The organism is Proteus sp. G2300, assembly GCF_009915965.1.
In the GTDB taxonomy this organism is placed as follows: Bacteria; Pseudomonadota; Gammaproteobacteria; order Enterobacterales; family Enterobacteriaceae; genus Proteus; species Proteus vulgaris.
In genome coordinates, this window is sequence record NZ_JAABNK010000018.1 from 1 (window position 1) to 17,060 (window position 17,060).

Genomic DNA, 17,060 nt, shown 5'->3' on the forward strand with positions numbered 1-17,060 from the left:
AAAATAAAGTTTGCTATCTGAATTTTTCTATGGCTTAATAGCGTCACTGGTTTGGAAGTACAGACCTATTTATGTTAGTAAGTTTAAAGTTGTTCCCGTTTAGCGTTATCCTCGATACCTCTTCATTGTGAATTCCTTCTAATTAATTCCCATAAGTAAAAATACAAAACAAACCGCATATGCCTTATGGCAAATTAAATCAATTAAAGGAAATTCTATGTCTAATACAATGACTGGTACAGTAAAATGGTTCGATGAAGGTAAAGGTTTTGGTTTTATTACTCCAGCTGATGGCAGCAAAGATGTCTTCGTACATTTCTCTGCAATCCAAAGTGATAGCTTCAAAACATTAGCGGAAGGCCAACAAGTTTCATTCACCATGGAAAATGGTATGAAAGGCCCAGCAGCAGGCAACGTGGTGGCTCTCTAAAGGCGCTATTACTATTCGCCTCTATTTTAAATGCCCTTGTTGTAGTGGTTCACAATATAGAACATCACAATTTGATGTCACAGTGAACAATCCACACGGCGCAAAATGTATCTTTTGCAAAAGTGTGATGACAGCTCAAATGAGTTAAGCATTAAATAGTTGAATATATAAAACCTCGCTTCGGCGGGGTTTTTTGCTATCTGCAATCTCATATTGGTTGGTTAAAGATAAAAAAATGAGTTTTTAGGGCTTGAAAAATTTTTGTTCGTTCATATTTATATTTTGGGCAAATAAGATACCGCCCATAATTCACTAAATACTGAAGGAGGAGTTATATGCCTAACATTAAACCTTTTTCATTATTCCCAGCATTATCTGACAACCTACTGTCAAACCGCTTTGATCAGATAGATCGCCTGTTTAGTCAGTTAACAGGTAGTAAGCCTATTGCATCACCAATTCAGACCTATAACCTGAAACAGATTGATGATAACCATTATGAACTGACAGTGAGTGTGCCTGGATATCAAGAAGATGACTTATCGGTTTCATTAAAAGGAAGTCGTTTATTGATTGAAGGGAAAAAAGAAGAAAAATCAGAAGAAGACAATGATAAATGGATCCACCGAGGCATATCTCAAGGGCAATTTACGTTGCAGTTTGACCTCGGTAAGAATGTTAAAATAGAAAAAGCGGATTTATCAAGTGGGCTTCTGACCATTGCTATTGAGTATGAGTTACCGGAAGAAGAAAAACGGCAAACAATAGCGATAGAAAATAAAGATAAAAAATAATTGGGTTAGGTAACGTGAATAAGATTAAGGCTACGCATAATGTGTAGCCTTAATTGTTTTTGTGAGGGGTTTAAATTTCACTAATTCAAAGTTGAGTTCACAAGGTTTGTAAGTCGAACATAATTAGAGTGGACAGTCTGGTTTGAGCGAAGAGCGGACATACGGGAGCATGGGCTATGTATGAAAGCTAATGATGATAGCTGCCATCTTCCAAAGGGGGACCATCAGCAGTAACCCCCGTTATACTAATTGGCGGTTCAAAGATGGCTCCACCAAATATTGTATCAAACTCTGCTTTGGTGTCTGATAAGTATTCTAATATGATCTTTAGTAGCTCTCTGTACGTATCGCAATACAGTTCAATGTGAGGACAAATTTGGGAGAGAACTCTGGTCTTAAAATCATCCAAATTCTTTGGGACTTCTAGCAAGTTGCCAGTGTTTAATGCTTTTGACATAAACTTGTAATTGAACATAGAAAGAACCATGACTGATGCACCTTTCTCTCGCCTTAACTGATCGAACTTCTCTTGTGCTTGAAGGCTAAGCTTGGCGTATTCGCGATCTCGCTTAGAGTTGATTGGTTCGACGTACTGAAGTGGTTCGTCTGCAGCATCACCGATACGTGGACAAAAGTACCTATACCACCAAGCCTCAAAATACCTTTGTTGGAACTCCAGGTATGTCATCCCAATAATATTGGTGTTTTGAGTGTACTGTTTAGCACCTCGCTGAAGCCCATGCTTTGAAATAATAAATCCAATGTTAGCCCCAGTTTCATGCATTACCGTAGTGAACGAATGGACCACTGTCTGTGGTATAGAACTACCCCAGTTTTTGCATTCTACGATATATCTGATTTTGTCCACGCTCCTAACATCTGTCGCGAGAACATCCACATTCACCGAGCCACGCGGGGTTTCTAAATCGACCTCAACTTCTGCAAGTAAGCCAACATTACGGAATATACGTTGAACCCCTGTCTGGAGGTCTTGCCAGTTCTCTGGTAATGGGTCATCGATCATTTTATTTCCTATGCACAGAAGTTAATCTTTTCGTTTGTTAAGTAATAAGATTAGTTAACCCGCTCTTTTTAAAGGATAAGACTACTTTTTAAAATATTTTGATGTAATGAAATATCGTTACAATGCTCATTTTAATTTTTAAAGTTATTTTTTGACGCTTTTAAAGCATCTATCACAGATTTAGGATAAGGTGTCGCTACTTTCTGGATGTAGCAAGTATAATCACCTAAACCACCAGATCTTTTGTCTTGAGCGCTCAGCCATTTTTCCATTGGTGAACCATCATAAAAGAAATCTCCACCCCATACTTCTATACCTTGCTGATAATATTTTGTATTTAAACCACTTTCAGAGGTACACACTGCCCTGATTATTGTTTCAGTAGTTGTAGCATGTACAGGAAAGACGAAGGTTATTGCTAAGCCAATAGTAATAAATTCAAGCCAGCTTAAAATCTTTTTCTTCATTCGATAGAGTATCCTAAAAAATTAGATAAAATGTGGAAATAATTAAAATAGATGTTGTTTCGAGTGCATCATCCGTTCAGCTTTTTTTAACTTTTTGTTGAAAGCTGATTTTGATTTGATACGGAGAATCTGTTTCTTGCTTCTAAGCAAGCTATCTTTAGGTTTCCATCCATGATCAGAATCTATTTTCAATTTATCACGGATATCTTCTGATAATTGATTAACGTGCAATCCTAGATCTATATAACGTTCACGTCTTAACAAAATATAGCGATCCATAAATTCTGGACCAAAATTTAGATCAGATGTCATTTCTTGAAGTTCTTGTTTGATTTTCAATAATTCAATATCGATGGATTGCAATTTGTAAATGAGTGCTGGTTCAAGGTATTTGTACTCACCCCTCACTGTACTCATATCGAAGATGGGAGGTTCGACTCGAGGGCTTAAACATTCAGGGGAGTCAGGTTCATGATAGGTTTCATCAAACCCTCTATCCCATGAAACTTCTGCACATTCACTAACAAATTTATCCAAAATAAATACAAGCTGAACACCAATATAATTGCGTTCTACTGTCATCTTTTTCCGATCAAAAGCTATTTCTTTGAGCAAATTAAATAAAAGTGGAAATCCGATAGCAACAGCACCACCGAGGAACCCGAGCATAGCAGGACTAAGGTTAAACATATAAACAACCATCAAAAGTTGAAAGTAGTTTAATTCTAACTTATATCAATAGTAATAAAAGTTGTGTTTTAGTGAATTGCACCTCGAATAAGATAGAGGAGTCTAGTCACTCCATTTTTGACCTTACCTATATTCGTTTTTTGGCGTTGAACGGATACATGTAAATTGTAAGTACAAGAGATTACACAACACACAATAAAAAAATGCCGATACGCTAGGAGTCATATCGGCATATAAAATAAACGCAAGAAGCAATGTAAGTCATGTCGTACTAATTCGTATCAAACCTGTCAATTTGATACATGTGTAATGATAATTATTCTCATTGGTGTATTCAACCCTAAATTAAATAAGGTTACTTTGTAGCCTTTTCATCTACGTCGACCACAGAATCAACACCCACTTATACCGTTCTCACAAGAGTTGTGAGTCGGCATCTTATTAACTAAAATAAATCGGTAAATGTTATGTCAAAAGAGATAAGCGAATTACAGTTTAGTCTTCACTATGCCTCAGAAACAGATAGTGAAAAGAACACTTCTATCATTTTAACGGCGAATATCCATACGGCTGATGGTGAAACCCAACAACTGACGCAATTAATTTGCACGACATCTCCCGCAGGTAAAAAACAATATCGAATCGGTACACAAAAGATTAATGATGCTGGTGACCCATTGCTGGTGGCGATTGAGTCTTATTGGCGTAAAAACACGCAAGAGAGTTGTGTTTATTTGTTAGAGAAAGCGAAGCAATTTATTCAAGGGCACTTACAACAAACGAATACATGGATATCTATGTATGGTCTTGTGATTGTTTCTAATGCGTCACTGGAAGAGCAGTTGCCTGAAGGTTTATTAAAGGCACTTAAAGTATTAATACCCGCCTAATTTTTTTAACTCTTTCACACTAATTATCAACGGACACTCCTCTGGGGGTGACTATGCGTATGGATAAATTAACCAATGTGACTTACGGAACCGCAGGCTTAACGGCATTTTTTGCCAGTCTCTCATTATATGAATGGGGATTTGTTATCGGGATGGCGTTCAGCATGGTTCTGGGTTTAGCCACTTATTTTATGACTCGTCGAGAGCAACGAAAACGCACTCAATTATTTGAAGAGCTTGTTCGTCATGTTGACCCACAAAACCCAACCGAAACATTAAAAAGACTTGCTGAATTAATGGTGAAAGCGCCAAAGGATATCTAATGTCTCTCAAACAGAAAATAGCGGCGCTAACAACAGCAGGGGCCACAGCAATCGCGTTAGTTGTTATTACCCATTTTGAAGGTGTGTGTTATGAACCTTATCGTGATGTGGCAGGTGTTTTGACGGTTTGCTATGGGCATACAGGGAAAGACATTATTCAAGGTAAGAGATACACACAACAAGAATGTGATGCGTTATTACAAATCGATTTTATTAAGACACAACAGCAAGTCGATGCATTAATCAAAGTATCACTCGATGACTACACTAAAGCTGCTTTATATTCCTTTGCTTTTAATGTGGGTACAACCGCATTTGCTCGCTCAACATTACTCAAGAAGCTAAACGCTGGTGATAGAGCGGGTGCCTGTGAAGAAATAAAACGTTGGGTTTATGCAGGAGGAAAAGTTTGGCGAGGGCTTGTCAGTCGTCGAGAGGCGGAGTCAGCACTATGTCATGGAAAACTTTAATCATCATTATTAGCTTTATTCTTGCATTACTCATTACAGTCGCTGGCGGCATTTATCTCTTGATTGATAACTCATGTACTAAAGACCAAGTGAGTTTAGAAAAACGCTGTCAGATAGCTCTCTCACATCATCGGTACTAATCATGAAATACGGGAAACTCTATGCTGTCATTGTGATGGTAGGCATCATTGTGGGTGGCTATTGGGGGATTAACAGGCAAGCTAACAGGATTAATTCACTGATAGATACCAACAAAAAACTGACAGTGGCTCTCGAAGAACAGAAGTCTATTAATACTGATTATCAAGCACGCATAATGCGATTAAATCAGTTGGATATTCAATATACGCAGGAGCTAGCGAATGCTAAGAATGAAATTAGTCGCTTGCGTGATATTAGTGAGCGTCATCCTGAGCGGGTGTATATCAAAGCAGAGTGCCCAAAAAGCAAAACCACTCCCGCCACCAGCTTGGCTTATGCAACCACCGCCCGACCTACTGACACCGCTATCCGAAATTATTGGTTACTCCGAGAACGAATTGCAGAGTCAGAACAGATGATTAAAGGGTTGCAGAATTACATTAGAGTGGAGTGTGTGAACTAAAAAAAAGCCCTACGTAGAGTACGAGGGCAAAACTGAAATTTGTCGAAAAAATATCAATCTTAATAAAGATAGCACTTATAAGTGAATATACCTATAGTGCGGCAAAAATATTATTTTAATAAGTGGTTACAATATACTTAACATTAATTTGCTAAATAGTTTTAATAAGTCAGATGGAATGATTCTTATTTGTGTTTTTGTTTTCTTTTAAAAAAGATATTTTTTGTGATAAAAATAAGAATAATAATATTAAATGGTAACTATAAGGTTATTTAATTATAAGGGTATTTATGTTCAATCATGGCATGAAAAAATTTTTCTTTAGAATTTGATGCCATTAAACCTTGGTAAATACTGAATGGTACTTCCTTATATCGATATTGTTCTCCATGTTTACAGTCGATTTCTAGCATTTTAGTTTGATAATCGTAAGCAACAGAAATAATTTTAGATGATGCAATGTAAATTTTGTCCATTAGACTAATCACTATTAATAAAAATAAAATGGGATAAAATAAAAGAGTAAATAAATTTTTACTTTAGTAACTTTTAATATTAGTAAAAATATTCAACTTATTTTTATATAAAGAAGAAATATGAGTTAAATTTATTATTTGTGTGAAGCTTCTCACATTAGAGATGAAAAATAAGTTCCAGCATCACGCATGGACAAAATTAAATAAAGAACTTCTCAAGAGGAATATAGTGATATTAATTCAGTATCGCTTTGTTAAGCAAATAAGCGAATTGAATACTTTCAATTGTTTTTTTAATTAACTATTGAATACAAATAAAATAACCCTGCGAGTTTGAGTTTACCGTGGGGCTAAATTTAAGCGAAAAATAAATACCTATAAATCATACCGCTACTCTTATTTCAATGCCAATAGAAATAGAAAGCGTCGCGTTGTCGCCGTCTCCTATGTTAGCCATGACCTATTTTATTTCTCGATAGAGAGCGCATAGTGAGAGTCAAAAACAACGAATACCACCGTTTTGTTATTTTTCGGTCATTATCAGCAACGTCAGCTGTAGGTAGAAGAAGGGGCGTGACGATGGAGAGACATCAATATATTTAATTCTACAAACGTCATTTATTTAGTGACGTATATGGATAGCCATCAGTTAACCGCTGGTGGCTTTTTTTATACGCATTTCATCGCTCATTCACAGAGCAATTCAAAAACGTCGAATCCAATCACTTTGATATGAGCCTTCGAGAAAGTCAGTTATAGCTGGCGAGCTTCGACGGGCTGATTTTCTATGTGAACGAGGGTTCATTTCAAATGAAGGTAATACGTTATGCAATATCCAAGAGTAAGTATTAATGGTGTGTCTGTCCGTGTTGATAGTGAAGGTAGATATAATTTAAATGATCTTCATGCGGCCGCTGTTGCGGATGGTAAAGCAACGGAATCACAAAGGCCTGGTGCATTTTTGAAAAGTCGTCAAGTAAGGCGATTTGTTCACGCTTTAAGCGATGCAACAAAAAGTGCATCGGTTAAAGTGATTAAAGGTGGACTCAACCAGGGAACTTGGGCTTTAGAGTTAGTCGTTATTAGATATGCAGCTTGGTTAAAGCCAGAATTTGAAATCCTTGTCTACAACACGTTTAAAGAGGCTACGAGGAAGGGATTAGATGTCATGTCTAAGTTGAACAAGCTAGATCATGTCATTAATACCGAAACTAAAAATATAAGTAACTGTGCAAGAACGATGGCTAACTGGGGAGTTGGTGGTAGAAAGCAGTTACTACTAACAGCGAGGGAACGAATTCTTAAAGAAGCTCAAATCTATATTCCTGGTATTGAATAGCGTTCCTTAAAATTGAGGATATTGATTTAATTAATATCTAACGATGAATAGGCCCTAATGGCTTTTTTATTGGAGTTTATTATGTCAAACAAACAGATTAATTATGAGGCAATAGGTCATTGTGTTTACTTGCAAAAAGAAATATCGCAGCTAATTGAAGAGAGAAGCAACCTATATAAAGAATTCATAGCGATTTGTCATTCAGGGCAATTTCCTTATACAGATCCAAGAAACACAAAAATCATCGATTTAAATAGTATTGATAAGCCAGCTAAATTGCTAAAAAAAATACATAAAATAAATCAAACTATCATCACACTAGCAACCACTCATAATCAATGGGCGGATAAGGCTGATTATGAACATTATGTTATTAGTAGCGATAATTCTTTAGGTTTTAGTACGTCTAGTGACGTTATATTCAAAGGAATTATTACCTGCAATAAGCAATCATCAATAGAAGCTGATGTTGTCAGAAACAAAACATGAAAAAACGCAATGTCTATGGTGGTCGCTGGGCAAAGGTACGATTAGCGTTTCTTAATGAACATCCGCTCTGTGTCATGTGCCAAGAGCAAGGGCGCATTACTGCGGCCACAGTAGTTGACCACATTATTCCGCATCGTCTTAAAGAAGCGCTTGAATCAGGTGATAAAGAACGTATCGCAAAAGCCCAAGCTTTATTCTGGGATAAAAATAACTTTCAAAGCTTATGCGAACTGCATCATAACTCGACCAAACAACGTATCGAAAAGAGTGGCAAAGTCATTGGCTGTAATGCGGATGGTATTCCACTCGATCCCAATTCTCATTGGCATCAATAACACAATGAATACAGGGTGGGGGCGGGGTAAAAGTTCAGACACTTTCGCCCTGATTACCTAGCGCCCTCATTTGTGTGCACAACCGCGAAATGAAAAGTTTTTTTCTGGGAGGTTCCGATGGCAGGAAGACGCCCGAAACCGACCCACTTGAAGGTGGTCACCGGTAATCCGGGAAAACGAAAACTCAACGATAAAGAACCCCAACCCAAACGTGAAATTCCAAGCCCACCCGAACATTTAACGGATTGGGGGAAAATGGCGTGGGCAAAATTAACCTTATTACTCGATGGAATGGGCGTTTTAACCGTGGCTGACACGCTGGCATTAGAACGGCTGTGTGATATCTACGCTGATATTCTTCAATTGCGAGACACCATTGCCATTGAAGGTCGGACATACATCACAAAAACGCAATTAGGGGATTTTTTAATTAAAGCGAATCCTGCCGTTGCCATGTTGGCTGATGCAGATCGCCGTTTTAAAAGTTATTTAGTCGAGTTTGGTTTAACCCCCGCCGCTCGTTCGAAGGTGAAGATGGATGGTGGAGAAGAAGAGGAAGATCCGCTCAACCAATATTTCGGTTGAGCCCGCAACGCAATACGCGCAAGACGTGCATCAAGGCAAAATCTTAGCGGGGCCTGATATTCGTCATGCATGTGCACGTCATCTCAAAGACTTAAATGAAGCCGAGCAACGAGGATTAGTCTGGGATGTTGAGGCTGTCAAAAGGGTGATCGACTTTTTCGCGAAAGTCTTAAAGCTCAATGGCGGGGAGCATGAAGGGAAACCGTTTATTTTATTGCCTTGGCAATGCTTTGTGATTGGCTCTATTTTTGGCTGGAAAATGACAGACGGCACACGCCGATTTCGCATGGTGTACGTTGAATCAGGTAAAGGTTCAGGAAAATCCCCGATGGCAGGTGGCGTTGGGTTGTATTGTTTAGTCGCCGACAGTGAACCGCGTGCCGAAGTGTATGCGGCAGCCACGAAAAAAGACCAAGCCATGATTTTGTTTCGTGATGCGGTGGCGATGGTTGATCAATCTCCCGCATTAAGTCAGCGGATCACCAAATCAGGCGGAACAGGCAAAGAGTGGAACTTGGCTTATTTGAAAACGAGTTCATTCTTTCGCCCGATTAGCTCAGATGATGGGCAATCAGGGCCTCGTCCCCATTGTGCGCTGATAGATGAAATTCATGAGCATAAAAATAATACCGCCGTTGAGATGATGCGAGCGGGCACAAAAGGTCGGCGACAAGCCTTGATATTTATGATCACCAATAGTGGGCATGATAAAACCAGTGTGTGTTATGACTATCATGAATACGGACGAAAAGTTGCCGAAGGCACTATCGAAGACGACAGCTTCTTTTCCTATATTTGCTCACTGGATGAGGGCGATGATCCCTTTAAGGATGAGTCTTGCTGGGGGAAAGCCAATCCGTCATTGGGCTACACCTTTTCTGATCGCTACTTACGTGAACAAGTGACACAAGCTCGAGGTATGCCCGCAAAAGAAAGCATTGTGCGTCGGCTTAATTTTTGCCAGTGGGTGGATGCCGATAATCCGTGGATTAACAGTGAAACATGGATGCAGTGTGAAAACACGTTCACCTTCGATGATCTTCAAGGTGAAGAGTGTTATGGCGGATTGGACTTATCAGGAACCAAAGATTTAACCGCATTAGCCCTGTATTTTCCTCGCCTCAAACGTCTTTATGTTGAATTTTGGACACCCAAAGACACTTTATTGGATAGAGCGAAAACCGACCGAGTGCCCTACGACTTATGGGTAAGGCAAGGTTTTATGCATACCACGCCAGGGAATGCGGTGAGGTATGAATTTGTGGCAGAACGCATTGCTGAAATGGCGATGCACGTCAGCATGAGAGCCATTGCCTTTGACCCTTATCGCATTAAATACCTTGAACCCAAACTCGATGAAGCGGGTGTGACGGTTCCTTTAACTCCGCATGGACAAGGATATTACAAAGCCAAAGATTCAGGGCTATGGATGCCACACTCTATCGAACTGTTTGAACAGCTAATTGATGACAAGAAGATTGAGATCCACACTAATCCTTGTTTGAGATGGAATGCCGCATCTGCTGTGCTTGAGGCTGACCAAAAAGATAACCGCGTCTTTGCCAAGAAAAAAAGTACTGGTCGAATTGATGGTGTGGTGGCATCAGCAATGGCGATTGGGGCTGCGGAAGGTGAGGTTGATGATGGCAACCTTGATGACTTTTTCTCTAACCCATTGAGTATGTGATGACAGATAAACAATATTCAATCGATTTGCGCACTAATCATGGTTGGTTTGCGCGTCTGGCTTCTTTCTTTGTCGGGGGAAGACTCGTGACACCTGAACAAGGTTCACAATCAGGCGCTATCTCAGCGCAAGGCTCGCTTGGTGATTCTTCTGTAAATGATGAGCGAATACTCCAAATATCAACGGTTTGGCGTTGTGTTAGCTTAATTTCGACGTTAACGGCTTGTTTGCCATTGGATGTGTTTGAAACGGATAAACAGGGAAATAGAACCAAAGTTGATTTAAGTCACCCATTGGCTCGATTGCTGCGATATTCGCCCAATCAATATATGACGGCTCAAGAATTCCGAGAGGCAATGACTATGCAGCTTTGCTTTTATGGTAATGCTTTCGCGTTGATTGAGCGAAATAAAGTCGGTGATGTGATCAGCTTGCTTCCTCTGTTATCTGCCAATATGGATGTGCGCATGGAGGGGAAGAATATTATCTATAAATATCAGCGTGAACATGAATTTGCCAAATTTAAACAACACGAAATTTTTCATTTAAAAGGGTTTGGTTTTAATGGATTAGTTGGATTGTCGCCTATTGCTTATGCGTGTAAGACAGCAAGTACGGCCGTTGCGATGGAAGATCAACAACGTGAGTTTTATGCCAATGGGGCTAAGTCTCCTAAAATTCTAACAACGGGTGATAAGGTATTAAATAAAGAGCAACGTTGCCAACTTGAAGAGAATTTCAAAGAAATTGCGGGTGGCCCCGTTAAAAAGCGATTGTGGATCTTAGAGGGGGGATTTCAAGCACAAGATATTGGTGTTAGTCCTCAAGATGCAGAAACAATGTCTTCCCGCAAATTTCAAGTCAGTGAGTTAGCCCGTTTCTTTGGTGTTCCACCGCATTTAGTCGGTGATGTTGAAAAATCAACAAGTTGGGGAACAGGTATTGAGCAACAAAACTTAGGTTTTCTTCAATATACCTTACAACCCTATATCTCCCGATGGGAAAACTGCATTGCGCGTTGGCTTCTAAAACCACCCGAAGTGGGGAAATACCATGCTGAACATAATCTTGATGGGTTATTGCGTGGCGATTCCACTTCACGCGCCGCGTTTATGAAAGCGATGGGAGAATCCGGACTAAGAACCATTAATGAAATGCGACGGCTCGATAATTATCCTCCTCTTGAAGGTGGGGATGTCGCTTACCGGCAAGCACAATATTTACCGATTAACCAACTCAATAAAGAGCCTCACGAAAGTGGGGCTTAATTATTTATGGGGGTTCAATGCCTGATATTAGAAAAACACTGAATTTTGATGAAGCGGAAATCAAATTTACGGGAGATGGCACACAAGGCGTTTTCGAAGGTTATGCCTCCGTATTTAGTCATCAAGATCTCGACGGTGACGTTATTTTACCCGGTGCGTTTAAGCATGTTTTAGATAAGCAAAAACAAAAAGTCGCTATGTTTTATAACCATCGAGTCTGGGAACTTCCTGTGGGGAAATGGGAGTACATGGAGGAAGATCAAAAAGGATTACGTGTGAGAGGACAGCTGACACCCGGTCATAGTGCGGCTCAAGATCTAAAAGCGGCAATGAAACATGGCACGGTTGATGGGCTTTCTATCGGATTCGGTTGTCTGCGTAATGACTTTGAGCGAACACCTTCAGGCCGTATTTTTAAAAACATCTCCCTGTTACGTGAAATTAGTATTTGTACATTTCCCGCTAATGACCAAGCACAGGTTTCATCACTCAAGAGCATCGATGGGTTATTAACGATCCGAGATATTGAGGATTGGCTGAGAGAGTCAGCCGGTTTATCAAAATCAGAAGCAGTCGGTTTTATTTCCCGCTTCAAATCCGCTATTCGGAGTGAGTCCGATGACACTCAACAATCCCTAGTCGCATCCATTGTTAACCAAATTAATGCATTTAATCTGAAAGGATAGAATATGTCTGACTTAGCTATTATCCAAGAAGCCATCGAAGGATCACAAAAAAAGGTGCAAGAGCTCTTCGATGCACAGAAGAAAGAAATTGAAGCTACTGGCGCAGTTTCAAAGCAATTACAAACAGATTTAGTCTTAGTTCAAGAGGAGTTAAAAAAAGCCGGTGAACGTCTGTTTGATTTAGAGCAGAAAGGGGCAACGAGCGCTGATGATCCTAATGCGAAAAAAGATTTTTCTGAGCGAGCAGCAGAAGCGCTGACAAAATCATGGAATGGGAGTCAGGCTTCTTATGAAGTGAAAACCTTTAATAAATCATTAGGCAGTGATGCGAGCTCAGCCGGAGTTCTTATTCAGCCGATGCAAGTACCGGGTATTATTATGCCGGGGATGCGTCGTTTAGTTATCCGCGATTTATTAGCACAAGGTCGTATTTCCAGTAACTCACTGGAATATGTACGTGAAAAATTGTTTACCAATAGCGCGGCACCCGTGAAAGAAAAGGCACAAAAGCCAGAATCTAATCTGACGTTTGAAAAACAAACGGCAAATGTGATCACTATTGCTCATTGGATCCAAGCGTCTCGCCAAGTGATGGATGATGCTGTGCAGTTACAGTCTTACGTTAATAACCGCTTATTGTATGGCTTAGCATTAGTGGAAGAGGAGCAATTACTCAATGGTGACGGTACAGCGGATAATTTGACGGGGATTAATCATGTTGCCACTGCTTATGATACCACATTGAGTGCTACGGGGGACACGCATGCTGACTTGATTGCTCATGCCATTTATCAGGTAACAGAATCTGAATTTAGCGCCTCTGGTATCATTTTAAATCCTCGTGATTGGCATGCCATTGCGTTAATGAAAGATAAAGAAGGGCGTTATATTTTTGGCGGTCCACAAGCGTTTACTTCAAATGTAATGTGGGGATTACCTGTTGTTCCAACAAAAGCACAAAAACAAGGTGAGTTTACTGTTGGTGCATTTGATTTGGCGTCTCAAGTATGGGATCGAATGAATGCAGTTATCGAAGTGAGTCGAGAAGATCGTGATAATTTCGTGAAGAATATGCTGACCATTTTGTGTGAAGAACGTTTAGCATTAGCCCATTATCGCCCTCAAGCCTTAATTAAAGGAACTTTCCCAACGTCTGGAAGAAGTGCTTAAGTAATAGGTCGGGGTAGGTAACTATCCCGTATTGCATCATGAATATCTTAGATGTCATTCCTCTTTCTTTATTAAAACAGCATCTCGAATACAGCGGTGATGATCGTGATGAGCAGATTCTATTTTATGCACAAAGCGCATTAAATTATTGTTTGAGATGGTGTGATGAACCGGCATGGAAATCACCTGATGATATCCCTTATGAAGTGAAATCGGCAATGCTCTTAGTGCTGGGGGACATGTTTGAACATCGAACCAGCCAAAGTGAAATTCCGTTATATGAAAATAAAGCAGTAGAACGATTGTTACTGCTTTGTCGAAATTGGCGAGGTAGTTAATGGATCCGGGACGATTACGCCACACTATTCATATTCAAAAATCAGTATTAGCGCCCGATGCCATCAGTGGCAGTGATGTGATTTGGACGGATCATGCGACAAAAGTACGTGCAGCGATCATGCCTTATCAAGGGCGGGAATATTTTCAAGCCCAACAAGTACAAAGTGAGGCCACAACACGAATTATTATTCGCTATATCGCTGATATTGATACTTCGATGCGTATTGTATGGGGTAAGCGACTATTTAATATTGTTTCGATTATTGACCCTTATGAGCGTCATCGTGAGCTTCAATTGATGTGCAAAGAGGGCGTGAATGATGGGTGAGATTAAAATCAGTGGATTGTCTGAACTCGCTCAACGAATGCAAGACATTGCCCGTAAAACCAGAAATCAAAGCGCACGTAAGGCGATGAATGCAGGCGCTTCGGCGTTAAAAGAAGAAATCAAACATCGAGTGCCTATCCTTAAGGAAACGGTACCGCATCGACGCAAAGGCACCATCAAGCGCAATATTCGTTCTAAAACGAAAGTGCAGCGTAATGGACAAGTCAAAACGCGCATTTGGGTGAAATCATTATCGGGTAAAAAGGTGTCTGCCTTTAAACAGGCAACGGGAAAAAGTGCGGCATTGAACCCAAATGATCCGTTTTATTGGTGGTTTGTTGAGTTTGGCACCGCCAAGATGCCCGCACAACCGTTTATGCGCCCCAGCTTTGAGGCGAAAAAGGAAGCGACGGCTAAAGTGATTGTTCAAACACTCAAAGAGGATATTGAAAAAACAAGGTAGAGATCATGATACAGCAATTAAAAGAGACCCTTTCACCGCTTGTTGATGGAAGGGTTTTTTTTCAGGTATTACCCGAAGGCAAAGGGCATTATCCCGCCATTGTGATCCAGTTTGCCAGCATCACGCCTAACAGTGCGCTGGAGGATACGGATTTAGATAACTATCGCGTGCAACTTGACGTGTATGCGCCACAGCCACAACCCCTTATGGTCTTGCGTAAAAAGATTGAAACTCAGATTGTTGCGACAATCCCATTTGCACAACGGGTGAATGCGGTCTTTGGGTATGAAGCGGATGTCAAATTGCATCGGCTTGTTCTTGAATTAATGATTTCATCAGATAAATAAGGAATGGATATGGCAAAGTCAAAAAACCATAAAGCGACGCCTTTCCTCGGCACGAAGATCTTTGTGCAAACAGGCTTAGGGGAGGCGATGACAGTGACGGAAGCCACGTTATCACCGGCAACTATTACCATCGCCAATAATAAGCTGAAAGCCGATGACATGATTATGTTATCGGGATTCGGGGAGTTAGATGGACGTTTTCCTGTTGAACAGGTTGATGGCAACAAAGTGACCCTGTGCGACGAAGTGGATTGGAGTGATAAAACGTTACCCACGGATTTTGCAAACGCCAAAGCACAACGTATTCAATGGTCTAATAACTTTTGTGCGGTAAAAAGCTTCAGCAAAGACGGTTCAACGACTGAACAAATCGATGTCACCACCATTTGCAGTGATGGCAAGGAATATGAATCCGGCGATACGGAATACGGCTCAATTAAATTGACCTTTTTCTTACGGTATAGCTCCAGTGATGTGCAGCGACTCTTGCGTAAATATGAAAACAGCAAAGAAAAATTTGCGGTGAAAATGGTCTTAACACGAGATGAGGGCTCCATGTTTTATTACGGCTCCGTCGAAACGGGCATGAACATTGATGGCAGTGTAGGGCAAATGATGGATTCGGGGATCTCAATTAAATTGTCTGGCCGTGATTATTTGAATGCGAAGAAATAACCCCTAATTCACCTCTTTCATTATTTCTCTTCTCCCTTCTCGATAAAAAATCTTAGGAGTGATTATGTCTAACGCTTTATTGCGAGAATTAGTGTTAAACCAAGCACTGAAAGTGACGCCTTTTACCTATTTAGACAACACCTTTTATGTCAAAGAGTTGGATGTTGGCACCATGAATTACATTCAGCGCAAACTTCGCCAAATTAAAATCAAGCTCGCTGAGGCGCAGGACATTTATTTAGACGAAGACGATCCCGAACAATTTAATGAGGCGATAAATCGTGTCTACGATGAATATGATGTCGCCAGAATGTTGGCTTTTAAGTTGTGTGATGAAAAAGGGGAACTGCTTTTTGATGCAGAAAATGAAGAAGACTTAAAAGGTCTTAATCGTTTAGGACAAGGGTTCTCTAATGCGGTGTTTACAGCAGAAGCGGGGAATAGCGAAAAAAACTTGGAGAACGGCGACAATTTCAATTGATATTGTCGCTGGCATTGGGAAAAACCCTCGCGGAAATCGAGCAAATGCCCGAAAGCCACTTGTGTGAATATGAAGCTTTTTATCGCAAACAACCCTTTGGTTTATGGCGAGAGGATTATCGGATGGCACAAGTGGCGCATCTTCTTGCGATGATAAATCGTGATCCGAAAACGTCTCCGCCTGAATTGATGGATTTTATGCCGATGTGGAAGAAGAAAATCACGGAAGAAGAGCTGTGGGATAACGTTACTGAGAGTGTATTAGCTAATCGATAGCCCCACATCAGTGGGGCTTAATCGTTAACCACCGCGAGACATTTTCTCAATTTTTTTATCCGTATTGTATTGAGAAAGCGCATAAACCGACCAGATAGCCGCAGGGATCCAGCCAATTAATGTGATTTGTAGGATAAGGCAGAAGATGCCAGCAAATGGGCGACCAATCGTGAAAAATTGTAACCAAGGTAGTAATAACGCCAGAATAAGTCTCATAAAACCCCCTCTATTATTCGAAATTTCAGTTTATCAATAATTAAATCAATAGCAAATAACAAGGAATATTGCATTTATTCAGGGTGAAAGTTTGCTTTTGTAGTGTTCATACCAAGGATTGAATTTATGGCGGGAGCATTAGGTAGATTAAATATTGATTTGACGCTGAATACGGCAAATTTCACAAATGCGATCAACCGTAGCCAGCG

At 40.2% G+C, this 17,060-nt stretch carries 28 protein-coding genes; 23 read left to right on the plus strand and 5 right to left on the minus strand.

Annotation, left to right across the window (positions count from 1 at the left end):
* Positions 1-217 precede the first annotated feature (217 nt).
* The 3 genes from cspE (at position 218) to GWI97_RS09465 (ending at position 1,224) form a co-directional block, all read left to right on the plus strand.
* Complete coding sequence (gene cspE / locus GWI97_RS09460) at positions 218-430, plus strand: transcription antiterminator/RNA stability regulator CspE (RefSeq protein ID WP_004244726.1); 213 nt, start codon at positions 218-220, stop codon at positions 428-430.
* 7 nt (positions 431-437) lie between these two features.
* Entirely contained in the window at positions 438-578 is a 141-nt protein-coding gene (gene ymcF / locus GWI97_RS18385; protein WP_418312483.1) for a cold shock small protein YmcF, read from the plus strand.
* Positions 579-765: 187 nt separating this feature from the next.
* Positions 766-1,224 carry an Hsp20 family protein gene (locus GWI97_RS09465; protein WP_161681374.1) on the plus strand — a complete coding sequence of 153 codons (459 nt, stop codon included), beginning with the start codon at positions 766-768 and terminating at the stop codon, positions 1,222-1,224.
* A 187-nt stretch (positions 1,225-1,411) separates the two neighbouring features.
* On the opposite strand, the gene GWI97_RS09470 is transcribed toward GWI97_RS09465, so the two are convergent.
* The 3 genes from GWI97_RS09470 to GWI97_RS09480 form a co-directional block, all read right to left on the minus strand.
* Positions 1,412-2,248 carry a restriction endonuclease gene (locus GWI97_RS09470; protein WP_161738356.1) on the minus strand — a complete coding sequence of 279 codons (837 nt, stop codon included), beginning with the start codon at positions 2,246-2,248 and terminating at the stop codon, positions 1,412-1,414.
* A 131-nt stretch (positions 2,249-2,379) separates the two neighbouring features.
* Entirely contained in the window at positions 2,380-2,715 is a 336-nt protein-coding gene (locus GWI97_RS09475) for a hypothetical protein (RefSeq protein WP_109847662.1), read from the minus strand.
* Positions 2,716-2,757: 42 nt separating this feature from the next.
* Entirely contained in the window at positions 2,758-3,405 is a 648-nt protein-coding gene (locus tag GWI97_RS09480) for a hypothetical protein (protein ID WP_161751923.1), read from the minus strand.
* A gap of 467 nt (positions 3,406-3,872) precedes the next feature.
* Between GWI97_RS09480 and GWI97_RS09485 the strand changes: the two genes are divergently transcribed.
* Genes GWI97_RS09485 through GWI97_RS09500 form a run of 5 tightly spaced genes read left to right on the plus strand, consistent with a single transcriptional unit; the run spans position 3,873 to position 5,692 of the window.
* Complete coding sequence (locus GWI97_RS09485) at positions 3,873-4,295, plus strand: hypothetical protein (RefSeq protein WP_161751924.1); 423 nt, start codon at positions 3,873-3,875, stop codon at positions 4,293-4,295.
* 53 nt (positions 4,296-4,348) lie between these two features.
* On the plus strand, positions 4,349-4,618 hold the full coding sequence (locus GWI97_RS09490) for a phage protein (protein ID WP_020946092.1): 270 nt from the start codon (positions 4,349-4,351) through the stop codon (positions 4,616-4,618).
* A complete protein-coding gene (locus tag GWI97_RS09495; protein ID WP_161751925.1) occupies positions 4,618-5,088 on the plus strand; it encodes a lysozyme in 471 nt (156 codons plus the stop codon). The genes GWI97_RS09490 and GWI97_RS09495 overlap by 1 nt, the downstream gene beginning before the upstream one ends.
* Positions 5,070-5,228, plus strand: coding sequence for a hypothetical protein (locus tag GWI97_RS18210; RefSeq protein WP_196558691.1), 159 nt, complete (start codon positions 5,070-5,072; stop codon positions 5,226-5,228). The genes GWI97_RS09495 and GWI97_RS18210 overlap by 19 nt, the downstream gene beginning before the upstream one ends.
* A gap of 2 nt (positions 5,229-5,230) precedes the next feature.
* Complete coding sequence (locus GWI97_RS09500) at positions 5,231-5,692, plus strand: lysis protein (RefSeq protein ID WP_161751926.1); 462 nt, start codon at positions 5,231-5,233, stop codon at positions 5,690-5,692.
* A gap of 272 nt (positions 5,693-5,964) precedes the next feature.
* Here GWI97_RS09500 and GWI97_RS09505 read toward each other — a convergent pair whose 3' ends face one another.
* A complete protein-coding gene (locus tag GWI97_RS09505) occupies positions 5,965-6,168 on the minus strand; it encodes a KTSC domain-containing protein (RefSeq protein WP_020946089.1) in 204 nt (67 codons plus the stop codon).
* 826 nt (positions 6,169-6,994) lie between these two features.
* On the opposite strand from GWI97_RS09505, the gene GWI97_RS09510 reads away from it, so the two are divergent.
* The 15 genes from GWI97_RS09510 (at position 6,995) to GWI97_RS09580 (ending at position 16,635) form a co-directional block, all read left to right on the plus strand.
* On the plus strand, positions 6,995-7,507 hold the full coding sequence (locus GWI97_RS09510) for a KilA-N domain-containing protein (RefSeq protein WP_036937622.1): 513 nt from the start codon (positions 6,995-6,997) through the stop codon (positions 7,505-7,507).
* Between the two features lie 81 nt (positions 7,508-7,588).
* Entirely contained in the window at positions 7,589-7,996 is a 408-nt protein-coding gene (locus GWI97_RS09515; RefSeq protein ID WP_036976739.1) for a hypothetical protein, read from the plus strand.
* Positions 7,993-8,331, plus strand: a complete 339-nt coding sequence (locus GWI97_RS09520; RefSeq protein WP_036937620.1) for an HNH endonuclease — start codon at positions 7,993-7,995, stop codon at positions 8,329-8,331. The genes GWI97_RS09515 and GWI97_RS09520 overlap by 4 nt, the downstream gene beginning before the upstream one ends.
* A gap of 117 nt (positions 8,332-8,448) precedes the next feature.
* Positions 8,449-8,916 carry a phage terminase small subunit P27 family gene (locus GWI97_RS09525; RefSeq protein ID WP_161751927.1) on the plus strand — a complete coding sequence of 156 codons (468 nt, stop codon included), beginning with the start codon at positions 8,449-8,451 and terminating at the stop codon, positions 8,914-8,916.
* On the plus strand, positions 8,870-10,603 hold the full coding sequence (locus tag GWI97_RS09530; protein ID WP_161751928.1) for a terminase large subunit: 1,734 nt from the start codon (positions 8,870-8,872) through the stop codon (positions 10,601-10,603). The genes GWI97_RS09525 and GWI97_RS09530 overlap by 47 nt, the downstream gene beginning before the upstream one ends.
* Positions 10,603-11,871 carry a phage portal protein gene (locus tag GWI97_RS09535; protein WP_161751929.1) on the plus strand — a complete coding sequence of 423 codons (1,269 nt, stop codon included), beginning with the start codon at positions 10,603-10,605 and terminating at the stop codon, positions 11,869-11,871. Before GWI97_RS09530 ends, GWI97_RS09535 begins: the two co-directional genes overlap by 1 nt.
* A 17-nt stretch (positions 11,872-11,888) precedes the next feature.
* Positions 11,889-12,557 (plus strand): HK97 family phage prohead protease, encoded by a 669-nt coding sequence (locus tag GWI97_RS09540; RefSeq protein ID WP_161751930.1) that lies wholly within the window; start codon positions 11,889-11,891, stop codon positions 12,555-12,557.
* Positions 12,558-12,560: 3 nt separating this feature from the next.
* Positions 12,561-13,727, plus strand: a complete 1,167-nt coding sequence (locus tag GWI97_RS09545; protein WP_020946082.1) for a phage major capsid protein — start codon at positions 12,561-12,563, stop codon at positions 13,725-13,727.
* Between the two features lie 38 nt (positions 13,728-13,765).
* Positions 13,766-14,065: a head-tail connector protein gene (locus GWI97_RS09550; protein WP_036935210.1), complete on the plus strand. Its 300-nt coding sequence runs from the start codon at positions 13,766-13,768 to the stop codon at positions 14,063-14,065.
* A complete protein-coding gene (locus tag GWI97_RS09555; RefSeq protein ID WP_103004799.1) occupies positions 14,065-14,394 on the plus strand; it encodes a phage head closure protein in 330 nt (109 codons plus the stop codon). Before GWI97_RS09550 ends, GWI97_RS09555 begins: the two co-directional genes overlap by 1 nt.
* Positions 14,384-14,857 carry an HK97-gp10 family putative phage morphogenesis protein gene (locus GWI97_RS09560; RefSeq protein ID WP_161751931.1) on the plus strand — a complete coding sequence of 158 codons (474 nt, stop codon included), beginning with the start codon at positions 14,384-14,386 and terminating at the stop codon, positions 14,855-14,857. Before GWI97_RS09555 ends, GWI97_RS09560 begins: the two co-directional genes overlap by 11 nt.
* A gap of 5 nt (positions 14,858-14,862) precedes the next feature.
* Entirely contained in the window at positions 14,863-15,204 is a 342-nt protein-coding gene (gene gp17 / locus GWI97_RS09565; protein ID WP_058336216.1) for a tail completion protein gp17, read from the plus strand.
* An 87-nt stretch (positions 15,205-15,291) separates the two neighbouring features.
* Positions 15,292-15,879, plus strand: a complete 588-nt coding sequence (locus GWI97_RS09570; protein WP_237585384.1) for a hypothetical protein — start codon at positions 15,292-15,294, stop codon at positions 15,877-15,879.
* A 64-nt stretch (positions 15,880-15,943) separates the two neighbouring features.
* Positions 15,944-16,360 (plus strand): hypothetical protein, encoded by a 417-nt coding sequence (locus GWI97_RS09575; protein WP_036900961.1) that lies wholly within the window; start codon positions 15,944-15,946, stop codon positions 16,358-16,360.
* A 44-nt stretch (positions 16,361-16,404) separates the two neighbouring features.
* The gene (locus GWI97_RS09580) at positions 16,405-16,635 is read left to right on the plus strand and encodes a phage tail assembly protein T (RefSeq protein ID WP_223231949.1); all 231 of its coding nucleotides are present in this window, start codon (positions 16,405-16,407) and stop codon (positions 16,633-16,635) included.
* 24 nt (positions 16,636-16,659) lie between these two features.
* Here the strand turns inward: GWI97_RS09580 and GWI97_RS09585 are convergent, their stop codons facing one another.
* Entirely contained in the window at positions 16,660-16,851 is a 192-nt protein-coding gene (locus GWI97_RS09585; RefSeq protein ID WP_004242485.1) for a YqaE/Pmp3 family membrane protein, read from the minus strand.
* Positions 16,852-17,060 lie beyond the last annotated feature (209 nt).

Coding starts and splice junctions, on each gene's coding strand:
- cspE (WP_004244726.1), top strand. CDS start 218: ATGTCTAATACAATGACTGGTACAGTAAAATGGTTCGATGAAGGTAAA.
- GWI97_RS09465 (WP_161681374.1), top strand. CDS start 766: ATGCCTAACATTAAACCTTTTTCATTATTCCCAGCATTATCTGACAAC.
- GWI97_RS09470 (WP_161738356.1), bottom strand. CDS start 2,248: ATGATCGATGACCCATTACCAGAGAACTGGCAAGACCTCCAGACAGGG.
- GWI97_RS09475 (WP_109847662.1), bottom strand. CDS start 2,715: ATGAAGAAAAAGATTTTAAGCTGGCTTGAATTTATTACTATTGGCTTA.
- GWI97_RS09480 (WP_161751923.1), bottom strand. CDS start 3,405: ATGTTTAACCTTAGTCCTGCTATGCTCGGGTTCCTCGGTGGTGCTGTT.
- GWI97_RS09485 (WP_161751924.1), top strand. CDS start 3,873: ATGTCAAAAGAGATAAGCGAATTACAGTTTAGTCTTCACTATGCCTCA.
- GWI97_RS09490 (WP_020946092.1), top strand. CDS start 4,349: ATGCGTATGGATAAATTAACCAATGTGACTTACGGAACCGCAGGCTTA.
- GWI97_RS09495 (WP_161751925.1), top strand. CDS start 4,618: ATGTCTCTCAAACAGAAAATAGCGGCGCTAACAACAGCAGGGGCCACA.
- GWI97_RS18210 (WP_196558691.1), top strand. CDS start 5,070: ATGTCATGGAAAACTTTAATCATCATTATTAGCTTTATTCTTGCATTA.
- GWI97_RS09500 (WP_161751926.1), top strand. CDS start 5,231: ATGAAATACGGGAAACTCTATGCTGTCATTGTGATGGTAGGCATCATT.
- GWI97_RS09505 (WP_020946089.1), bottom strand. CDS start 6,168: ATGGACAAAATTTACATTGCATCATCTAAAATTATTTCTGTTGCTTAC.
- GWI97_RS09510 (WP_036937622.1), top strand. CDS start 6,995: ATGCAATATCCAAGAGTAAGTATTAATGGTGTGTCTGTCCGTGTTGAT.
- GWI97_RS09515 (WP_036976739.1), top strand. CDS start 7,589: ATGTCAAACAAACAGATTAATTATGAGGCAATAGGTCATTGTGTTTAC.
- GWI97_RS09520 (WP_036937620.1), top strand. CDS start 7,993: ATGAAAAAACGCAATGTCTATGGTGGTCGCTGGGCAAAGGTACGATTA.
- GWI97_RS09525 (WP_161751927.1), top strand. CDS start 8,449: ATGGCAGGAAGACGCCCGAAACCGACCCACTTGAAGGTGGTCACCGGT.
- GWI97_RS09530 (WP_161751928.1), top strand. CDS start 8,870: ATGGTGGAGAAGAAGAGGAAGATCCGCTCAACCAATATTTCGGTTGAG.
- GWI97_RS09535 (WP_161751929.1), top strand. CDS start 10,603: ATGACAGATAAACAATATTCAATCGATTTGCGCACTAATCATGGTTGG.
- GWI97_RS09540 (WP_161751930.1), top strand. CDS start 11,889: ATGCCTGATATTAGAAAAACACTGAATTTTGATGAAGCGGAAATCAAA.
- GWI97_RS09545 (WP_020946082.1), top strand. CDS start 12,561: ATGTCTGACTTAGCTATTATCCAAGAAGCCATCGAAGGATCACAAAAA.
- GWI97_RS09550 (WP_036935210.1), top strand. CDS start 13,766: ATGAATATCTTAGATGTCATTCCTCTTTCTTTATTAAAACAGCATCTC.
- GWI97_RS09555 (WP_103004799.1), top strand. CDS start 14,065: ATGGATCCGGGACGATTACGCCACACTATTCATATTCAAAAATCAGTA.
- GWI97_RS09560 (WP_161751931.1), top strand. CDS start 14,384: ATGATGGGTGAGATTAAAATCAGTGGATTGTCTGAACTCGCTCAACGA.
- gp17 (WP_058336216.1), top strand. CDS start 14,863: ATGATACAGCAATTAAAAGAGACCCTTTCACCGCTTGTTGATGGAAGG.
- GWI97_RS09570 (WP_237585384.1), top strand. CDS start 15,292: ATGACAGTGACGGAAGCCACGTTATCACCGGCAACTATTACCATCGCC.
- GWI97_RS09575 (WP_036900961.1), top strand. CDS start 15,944: ATGTCTAACGCTTTATTGCGAGAATTAGTGTTAAACCAAGCACTGAAA.
- GWI97_RS09580 (WP_223231949.1), top strand. CDS start 16,405: ATGCCCGAAAGCCACTTGTGTGAATATGAAGCTTTTTATCGCAAACAA.
- GWI97_RS09585 (WP_004242485.1), bottom strand. CDS start 16,851: ATGAGACTTATTCTGGCGTTATTACTACCTTGGTTACAATTTTTCACG.